Source organism: Planctomycetia bacterium (assembly GCA_034440135.1).
Taxonomy (GTDB): domain Bacteria; phylum Planctomycetota; class Planctomycetia; order Pirellulales; family JALHLM01; genus JALHLM01.
Genome location: JAWXBP010000009.1, coordinates 58887 through 67679 on the forward strand (window position 1 = coordinate 58887; position 8793 = coordinate 67679).

11 protein-coding genes are annotated in these 8793 nt (G+C 60.0%); 3 read left to right on the plus strand and 8 right to left on the minus strand.

From position 1 onward, the window contains the following. The first annotated feature begins 290 nt into the window (after positions 1 to 290). Both SGJ19_00650 and SGJ19_00655 read left to right on the plus strand, forming a co-directional pair. On the plus strand, positions 291 to 452 hold the full coding sequence (locus tag SGJ19_00650) for a hypothetical protein (GenBank protein ID MDZ4778742.1): 162 nt from the start codon (positions 291 to 293) through the stop codon (positions 450 to 452). Positions 453 to 473: 21 nt separating this feature from the next. After that, positions 474 to 725 (plus strand): hypothetical protein, encoded by a 252-nt coding sequence (locus SGJ19_00655; GenBank protein ID MDZ4778743.1) that lies wholly within the window; start codon positions 474 to 476, stop codon positions 723 to 725. Between the two features lie 15 nt (positions 726 to 740). Here the strand turns inward: SGJ19_00655 and SGJ19_00660 are convergent, their stop codons facing one another. The 6 genes from SGJ19_00660 to SGJ19_00685 all read right to left on the minus strand — a co-directional run bounded on the left by SGJ19_00660 (position 741) and on the right by SGJ19_00685 (position 6304). After that, complete coding sequence (locus SGJ19_00660) at positions 741 to 983, minus strand: helix-turn-helix transcriptional regulator (protein ID MDZ4778744.1); 243 nt, start codon at positions 981 to 983, stop codon at positions 741 to 743. 70 nt (positions 984 to 1053) lie between these two features. After that, the gene (locus SGJ19_00665; GenBank protein MDZ4778745.1) at positions 1054 to 1458 is read right to left on the minus strand and encodes a hypothetical protein; all 405 of its coding nucleotides are present in this window, start codon (positions 1456 to 1458) and stop codon (positions 1054 to 1056) included. A gap of 98 nt (positions 1459 to 1556) precedes the next feature. After that, complete coding sequence (locus SGJ19_00670; protein ID MDZ4778746.1) at positions 1557 to 3782, minus strand: DNA polymerase; 2226 nt, start codon at positions 3780 to 3782, stop codon at positions 1557 to 1559. Next, positions 3779 to 4396, minus strand: a complete 618-nt coding sequence (locus tag SGJ19_00675) for a hypothetical protein (GenBank protein ID MDZ4778747.1) — start codon at positions 4394 to 4396, stop codon at positions 3779 to 3781. The genes SGJ19_00670 and SGJ19_00675 overlap by 4 nt, the downstream gene beginning before the upstream one ends. 304 nt (positions 4397 to 4700) lie before the next feature. Continuing rightward, positions 4701 to 5030: a hypothetical protein gene (locus SGJ19_00680; protein ID MDZ4778748.1), complete on the minus strand. Its 330-nt coding sequence runs from the start codon at positions 5028 to 5030 to the stop codon at positions 4701 to 4703. 488 nt (positions 5031 to 5518) lie between these two features. Next, a complete protein-coding gene (locus tag SGJ19_00685; protein ID MDZ4778749.1) occupies positions 5519 to 6304 on the minus strand; it encodes a hypothetical protein in 786 nt (261 codons plus the stop codon). Between the two features lie 361 nt (positions 6305 to 6665). Between SGJ19_00685 and SGJ19_00690 the strand changes: the two genes are divergently transcribed. Further along, complete coding sequence (locus tag SGJ19_00690; GenBank protein MDZ4778750.1) at positions 6666 to 7502, plus strand: PEP-CTERM sorting domain-containing protein; 837 nt, start codon at positions 6666 to 6668, stop codon at positions 7500 to 7502. Positions 7503 to 7883: 381 nt separating this feature from the next. Here SGJ19_00690 and SGJ19_00695 read toward each other — a convergent pair whose 3' ends face one another. Together SGJ19_00695 and SGJ19_00700 are read right to left on the minus strand one after the other, a co-directional pair. After that, positions 7884 to 8069, minus strand: coding sequence for a hypothetical protein (locus SGJ19_00695; GenBank protein ID MDZ4778751.1), 186 nt, complete (start codon positions 8067 to 8069; stop codon positions 7884 to 7886). A 369-nt stretch (positions 8070 to 8438) separates the two neighbouring features. Next, positions 8439 to 8793 (minus strand): hypothetical protein (locus SGJ19_00700; protein ID MDZ4778752.1); only part of this gene is annotated, 355 nt, incomplete at its 5' end.

Here is an 8793-nt window from a genome sequence, read left to right on the forward strand (position 1 = left end):
CGGCCGGCTTCCCAATCCACGTCTTGCCAGCGAAGTGAAAGCGTTTCGCTCGGGGTCCTCAAACCGCCGTACCGCGACAGCGCCACAATCACGCGCCAAGTCGGATTGCAGACCGCCATCAGCCGTTCGTATTCCTCGCGTGTGATGAACCGTTGCCGGTCCTGCCGCATTACGGCCTTGGCCGATACTTCGGCAAAGGGGTTGTCGGTAATCAGTTTTCGTTTCTTCGCTGATTTGAAGAACATGCGGGCGAATTGCAGCCGCTTGGAAACCGTAGTCGGGGCCAGCTTTTGTCCCACCAAGTACATTTTGAAGTCCTCGGCATCGCCTTCCGTCAGCTGGGCAATGTCACGGACGGCCCCAAAGTGTTCCACGAGGTTCCGCATCACTTGCGACCACACTTCTTTCGTCGCCGGTTTCACGTCGATGCGCCGGCCGGCGAAGTCCTCTAGGAACTTCCCCAGCACCGTTGCTTGTTTCGCGTCACGCTGGGCAATCAGCCCCACGCGTGCCAACTTGTCCGCCAGCTTCGCATCCAATTCGGCCACCCAACGCGCCGTATCGGTGGCGACGGCGTTTCCAGTCAGCTTAGCGGCCAGCAATTGTTCCACGCGGAACTTCACCGCCTCGGCGTCGCGCCGCGACACCTTGCCCAGCCGAATCGTCATCCTTTTGCTATCCGGCCCCACGAACAGAATTCGCCGCTGTCCACCCGGATCGCGTGAAATGCTTGCCATTGTTCACTTCCCCTGCTTTGAACGCTTGTTGGCGACTTGTTTCTCGGTCTCTCGGATCGCGACCAATCGCAGCCCCAGGTATTTGCACAGCAAATCGATGGAGCTGGTGTTCAAGCCGGTCCCATGTCGCATGAACCGCGAGAGGTTGCCTTGATCGAGTCCGGTCGCTTGGCAAATCTCGTATCGGCTCTGGCCGCTGTCTTCAATGAAGCGGCGAAGTTGTTCGGTAAAGGTGCGCTGTGCCATGCGGTCATTCTAACAATTGCTTGTGTTGTTACAAGCCACGACTTAAGTTGCAATCGGATTGCGACGAAGACTATGGCGATGACGTCTCACCCAAGGCGCTCGAAATCAGCATTTGGATGGTGGCGAGTCTGCCCCGCGCGCGATTCACGCTAACCAATCCTGCCCGCTCCAATTGCGACAGGGCGCGGTTCGCGCTGTCCGGCGAGACATGGAATCTCGCCAGCAAGTCCCGCGTCATCCGGATCGGTTGCCCTTTGCGTCTCTTGTGTTCGAACCATAACGCCAGCCACAGGTGAAGTGACTTGCCGGGCAGGGACGCCGCACGGGCCACGTAGGCTCCTGGGATCGGTCCCCAGATAAACCAGCCACTATGCCGCTTGGGCTTCAGCTGGGCTCGCGTGGAGCGTTTGGCGGCCTCTAGGTCGGCTTGCGCATCCGGCCTCAGTCGGTATGTTTCCAGGTCCAGTTCCAGCATTGCATGCACCAGTGGTAGGTATATTTATTAGAGAAAGAGTAAGAGAAAGAATATGAGAAAGAGGGGACGGGTCCGCGTCAGTGCGGAGGTGGTCCGCGTCAGTGCGGAGGTGGTCCGCATACACGCGGATGTTTAAGCTGGGCAAGTAGCTCCCCCACGGTCTGCCACATACGTTCGCCGCGAGCGTCGCAGTAGCGTTCCGGGTAGCGGATGATCTTCGCATCGGATCGCAGCTCGAATCCGCCGAGCACCGCCGCCGACGCCTCCCGCATGGCCTGCTGTGTCGCGACGACGACGTGGTCGATGTCCTTGAAGGTCGCCTCAACCAGGATCGCATCATGCACCGGTGCGCAGACCGCAATGCCGCGCTCGGTCGCTAGGCAGCATGCGAGCCGCATCATTTCGGCCCCGTTGGCCTGCATTGGGAAGTTGGCCAATGATCGGGGGTTGCACGTCGCGCCGACCTGCACGCGCCAGCCGAACACGGTCCAGAGCGATCCCCGGAGCATGGCGTGGTCCACGCAGGCTTGGGACCATTTCCAGAATCGCGGATAGGCCGCGCGATGCAGGTCGAGTAATTCACGGGCATAGGCTTCCGGTTGCCCCAGCGACTGCGCCAAACTTGCCGCTCCCATGCCGTATTGCACCGCCAGAATGCAGACCTTGCACCGGTCCCGTTCCGCTGGGTGCGATTGCTTCGTTGCGTCACGGGGGATCAGCCCGGCTTGCTTGGCGAATTCGAGGTACGGGTCGCCGCTCGCATAGGCGTCACGCATGGCCGCATCGTCGGAGAGTACCGCCGCGATGCCGAATTCCTGTTGTGACCAGTCGATGTACGCGACCGCTCGCCCGGTCGATGGCTTGATGAGTCCACGCAGCCAGACCGAAGGGCCGAAGATAAACTTCGCATTGCTCGGCTGATTGCGCCCGGTGATGGAACGGAACGGGGACAGCAAGCAGCGGTTGCGGCCGTCCGCCCCCACCGCCAAGTCGGAGAACAGCCGCATTTCGCCCAGCGAATGCCGCAGTTCGCGGAGCGGTGCAATCTGCCCATAGGTACGGGCCATCTGGCGGAACGTGTCATCGTCGAGGGCCAGCGCACCGCTGGCCAGTCGAGGCCACGGAATGTCTTCCGCGATCAGATACCGGGCGAATCGTTCCGCGCTGAATGTCATCGCCTGTGCCGGGTCCGGTTCGCCGGGATTGTTCCGCAGTAGGTCGACAGCGCGCGCCAATAGCTCGGGGTCGTGTTTAACCGGCTTCGGTCGCGCCGGCTCGCGGAGAGTCTCCCATAGGAATGCCGCATAGTCGCGGCCGTCGTCGCCGTCGTAACCAGGGCCGATGCCTAATTCCGGGTAGCGTCCGGCAATCTCGCGGGCGGTCACGTCGAGCCCGGGGTAGTCGCTATGGTCACCGCCGTGACCATGCCGGCCGCCACGTCGTTCCCAGTCCTCAATTTTCCGCGTCGTTAATCCGGTGTCACGCCGCGCCGAAGCTTTCGCCCGCTCCCAATCCAGCCGGCTATCGAGTTCTCGTTTCCACACGTAGTCGAGGGCGTCCGCCAGTTGGTGCGGGTCGATTTCGTTTTCGTGGGCCTCGGCGAAGATCGCCGCGCCGGCCGGAGTGTTCGGGTCAACCCGCTTTTGACCACGCGGAACGTACACGCCGAATTCGGCGTCGATCCGCTCGATAAGCTTCCCTTGAATCGATCGCCAGGACTCGCGGAGTTCCTCCAGCGTTTCCACGTCGATCGGCACGCCAACCGATTCCATGCGTGCCACCGCCGCCATATAGCGGCCACGCAAGGTTGCGCGCGGGAGATCAATCTCCGGCAACATCTTGGGCAACAATTTCGCCAGCGCGTCGACGTCGGTCTGACAGTAGTCAAGCAATGCCAGTCTTTCCGCCTCCGTATACTCACCACCGCGCATCGCCAATTCGCGCATCTCTTGCTTCTCCGCCGCCTCGATGCCGCCGAGTCCATAATGGACCAGCGCACCGAGCAAGCCGTTCCCGCACGTGGTCGGTAGGCCATTCGTGATGTTCCGAAATTCGACGAACAAGTCGAGGATACGCTCGGGCATCGGCCAGCCCAGCGAAAGCAAACAACCGAGTTCCGCACTGGCGTAGTAGGCGACGAACAGCGTCCTCTTTCCAGTATTGAACGGCGGCATGCGCCGCATGTGCAACTCGTCACGCCACAAGCGCAGTCGCCGCCCGGAGCGGAATTCCCGCGCCACCAGGCAGAGCGGTTGCGGTCGCTCGCCCGGCGACGCGGAGAATTCAAAGTCCGCCAACCAGATTTCCCGAAACGTGTCGATCATGCTTCGCCACGCAGTTGCTTGAGAACCGGGTGATCCAACACGGCGATAAACCGCGACTGAAAGCAAAGCTTGATACACTGCTGGAACGACAACTCCGGCCAATCCGGTTCCGCCAGGTCGCCGCTTGCGGTGTACACGTCATAGAGTCCGCCCGGCATATTCGACGCCACGCGCACCCACTTCGTCTCCGCAGCCTGCGCCGCCGCAAGCATGGAGTCGTTCCACGCGTTCGGCCGTCCATCCGCCGACGGCAGCTTTGCGCGCCAGATAAACGGGTTGCCTTGCTTGGTGGTGGCCAGCAACAACACGACGGGTTGCAAGAATTCCGCCACGTCGGCATGCAACTTGGGGTCGACGATGTAGTCCTCCCGATTGATGCGATCTTCCAGGATCGCCGTTTGCAATCGCCATTCGTCTCCCGGGCGTACGCGGACAAACTCTTGCTTGTCAGGCTTACGGCAGCGGAGCGTGGTGAGAATCTTCTTCACGCCGAGCGATTCGCCGAAGTTCTGCGACAGCCGGAGTCGATCCAGGTCAAACGGGTCGGGCGCGGCCTCCGCCGGCACCGCTTTTCCGTTGGTCAAATGAACGTCAGTCGTCGTTGCGTCAAACATTTCGGCACCTCGATCGGTTTGGATTTGGGAAAAGACTTCTTTCGCGCCGGGTAAACGCCGTGCATGCCCCGACATCGTTCGCATAGTGGGAACACCCCGCCGCCGCGAATCGGCACGCGTAACGAGATCGCCTCGCGGACTTGGCAGATATGGCAGTCGATCATGCGTCGGCCCTCACTACGTCGAGCCGTGGCAGATCAAGTTGCGGAACAGAATCCGCGCGAGTAAGATTCATTCGCACAGTACAACTCCCGTTTGAGCCACCGCCCCGGTTCGTACCCGGGGCGGCGGCGTTTGTAGCGGGTCACACGCCGACCGCTTCGGCCAACTCTTCGATATCGCGCTCGACCCACTGCAAGGCGTCGAGCAACGCCTCCTGCATCACCCCGGCTTCGGCCACATCGAGTCGCATTGTCGCTACCGCTTCCGCCAACGCGTCGTGGTCGAGCTTGCTGGGGACAACTTTGCCTCGGTCATTCGTCGCGGAATCGATGGCTTTCCGGGCCTGCTGAAGTGCGGCGCGCAACGTCCGTTCGCCGGTCGTCAGGTCCACCAGGACCCAGCTCAGTTCGTCAAATCCACCCAGGCCCTCGACGACATCCGTCAAGGGCCGAGCCTTCACTTTCACATTCATTGGCATCTCCAAAATGCGGCTGGGGAGAAAGACCCGCGCATGCTGACGCCGCCGATCAGCAGGCGGGTTGCACGGCAGCTATGGCTGAACGCTATCGCCCGACCCGTTCGATACCGCCTCTTGCCGAAGCAGGGATTCGAGTGCCTCGCGAAAATACAGGACGGTCTTTCGCTTCCCGGTCCCAAGGCGGACACAAGGAATCAATCCATCAGCGGTCAATTGCCAGAGATGGCGCGGCGAGATTTGCAGGGCCTTCGCCGCGTCGCGAGGCCGCAGTGCAATAGGGGCCTGAGTGGCATTCATTGGAGGGCACCTCTAAAGGGTCGACGGCCGCGATGCACGGCACGTATACCCCTAAAGCCCCCAACAGCAACCGGATGCGGCAACGCAGGGAACTAAAAAGAGCCGCAAGGTATTGCACCTAGCGGCTCAAAAAAGTTTGGAATTATTTCGATAGCAACTAGTCGGCAACCAGTTGCCGTCCGTCGCTATTCTTCTTTGTCGGTCGGTCGCTCCCGGTCGCCTTGCTTGGCCCGCGCTTGATGAACGTTCAATCGGTCGGCAATCTCTCTGGCCTTCCTCCCCTTACGGTTTTCAATCCACCAGGGCGTTTTTCTCACCGCTTGCGGCTTCACGCCAAACATCCGCCCCAGGGCCAGACTGCTGGCCGTAGGGGGGAATGGAAGCAATCCGTCGATTTGTGTCAACATCTCATTCACCGTCAGACTGTCGTTTGTCAGCACTCCGATCGCGCGTTCAAGCCGCTTGTCGGCAAGGTTATTTGCGAAGACCCGCAGTAGCCGAATGGCTGCACTATCGATATCGCTGTGCTCATTGTCGACATCGGTTTTTGCTCGCGTTTGAATGGGGCTGGCGGCTCCCAGCATTACCTCTGCACATTCGAGGACGACTCGGCGCTGACGATCGACACGGTGCACGTCGCCGTCTGGCCACGGCGCACAGTACATTCCCAATGCCGTAAGAAATGTATTCAGCGCAACGCCATCACCTTCTGTGACGCCCAAGCCCTCCCGCTCCCACTTGATGAAAAGACCAAGAAACTGAATGGTCTCCCCATCATCAGGATCATAGAAGTGACCCAGTTTCTGCTCCGATTTAACAAACCTGCGCGCCGCGTCTAGCGCCGCTGTTCCGGGGTGCACAATTGCAGGAATAAGGCTGCCTCGAACACGGTCGGCAAACCTGCGAAGTGTCGTGGTTGGTTTCACCCATACCGGCGAATCGAGAATGCGGCGAATTCCGGCGTCTGACACGATGTGTGGTCCCTTCTAGGCGGGTAAGAACCCGGTCGCCGTCCGGAAAGGACAATCAGGCGGCAACCGGATTCGTAGGCCGGGGATCAACCGGCCATCCCGTTAGCGACATTATAAACGATTGGCGTACATCTCGTCGCGGTCTGGCCCACCACAAGGCCCTACAGGCCGACCAGTGCGATTGAGCGTCGCAGGTGCCAGCGGTCGTCCGGACAGGCTTGGACGCAATACAGCGCAAACCAAGCGGTCAATTCTCCTTGCGGCGCCCGCAGCCGCACGTTACCGTCGTAGGTGAACGGCCGATGCCAGCTCGATGAGCTACCTAGCCTAATGACCCCAACCCTGCATGGGAGGTTGAGCCATGTTCCGACTTTGTTTCGTGACTGTTCTGTGTCTGTTTTCGTCCACCGCTTCCGCGATCGTGGTCTCCGAAGGCGACTACTACGAAAAACTGGTTGTTGAAGGCGAGTTCCTGATGACCGGCGGCGTGGTGGAGGACTTGAAGTTGTTTGCGGACGCCAGCACCCGCACGTTCTACATTGAGGGCGGCACTGTTGGGGTTCATCAATACAGCGGCATTTGGGTTGACAGCGGCACGGTGGATATTTCTGGCGGCACAATTTTCAGCGGCATCGAACGGCAGAGGAGCGCCAAGGTGGTGCTGCATGGCTCCTATTTCCAGTACGTCGACAAGTTACGTGACGAGCACAACAGCCATCAGATTCGCGGTTGGTTGGACGACGGCTCGTTTATTAACATTGGGGTTGTGGGTGATGGTAGCTATCCAGCGCTAAATCCTCCCATCGAATTCGTCATCACGCCCAGCGACGGCCTGCGCGGCGATACGGACGGCGACTGGTCGGTTGGCATTGGCGATCTCAATGCGGTCCGCAACAACTTCGGTGATCGCGCCGGTCGCGAATACGGCGATGTGGACGACGACGGCGATGTGGACGTGAGTGACTTAAACATCGTTCGCAACGCTTTCAATCCCGTGCAGTTTTTCGACCCTGCTGGTGAGCTTCCCGGCACATTGTTTGAAGTCACAGTCACACAATCCACGAGCGGCTATCGCACGTCCATCAATCTCGCCCAACCCGTGCCAGAGCCTTCGACGTTCGGCATCATGGCGCTCGGTGCAGGGTTACTGTCATGTGCTCTTGGACGACGTCGTTATTGGAAGTCGCGGTTCCGGTAACTCAGCTTTGGGGTCACTCGTGAAGTTCTCGGCACCTCTAACGCCCTGCATGACCCCCGCTTTGGGCCAGATATTTCCCATTGTGTTGACGCAGCCAAAGCTCCCGATCCCAGCACACTGGCCCCTCGCTGGCGTCGCGATTATGGCACTGTCTCTCCTTATTTGGCCCGGCTGTCCACCGAGTTGACGATGAACCAAAAGGCTGGGCTCGCGCAGTGCGAAACAGTCGTCGATGGACAATCTGCTAAGAGCTAGTCGGCTGGGCGGGCCAAAGGGGCGCATGCTCCGCCGCTACGGCAGAAGCGACTTCGCCGCAACGACTTATCGCGATGCAGGTGGCATGGCGTTTTTGCTAAGAGGCTGAGGTGAAGCCCTCCCCCCTCATTCGTGCATTTCCGCCTGCACTGCTTGAATCAGCCGCCGCTCCAAATCGGCAGCACGCTCGTACAACTCCTCCCGGGACATCCCGTCCACCCGCCGCTGATTTTCCTCTTCCTGTCGGCGACGCGCTTCATCCGCCGCCGGGATGAGCCGGCAGACGGCGCTCAGCATGCCTGCCTTTGCCATGGAGGGTGCCTTGGGATCGCGGAGCACCTCCACCATCGCTCGTGACACGCCTGCTGCGCCGCCAAAATGACTGTAGGCGACCCGGATAATAACGTCGGGCTCGGGGACTTCCTGCCCTTCCCGGATTAGCTTGGCCAGCCGTCGAATTGTCGTCCGCTCATCGGCCAGGCGCTGTTTCTCGGCAGCTAGCTTTCGCCCGCTAGACCGACACTCGCGGCATTCGTCGTGCCAACCATCGCGGCGGCCAGCGTGGCGGTGAAAGGAACTGGAGGACGCGGGGAGCGACCGATTGCAATAGCCACAGAACTTAAGGTCCATGCATCTATTCTATGCTGCTTGGCGTGCTTCCGGTGCACACATTAATGGTAGTCAATTCGCGATTTCCTCGTTGCCCCCGCTTCGTCTTGCAAACTGAATTGATTGGCATCTGGCAGCATCCCTAAGCATGAAATAGCGTCCGTCATTATTGTAGACCCGCATTTCCCAGATGAGTTCCCGTTCTTCGGCATGTGATTTGCGCCAGACCCCTGAAAACCAGGGCGATTCTGCCAATTCATGCCATGCTGACAGGGTAACCCGATGGGTGACGCGAAAAAGGACGATTTGCGGGTCGGTTTTGACCGCCGGTTGTAAACGGCGCTCGAAGAGTGCAGCGCTTGGCGGGTTACCGATGGTCGGTCGAAAAGTGTAGTGCTCATGTTCCCTTCCGCGGATTCGTGACCGA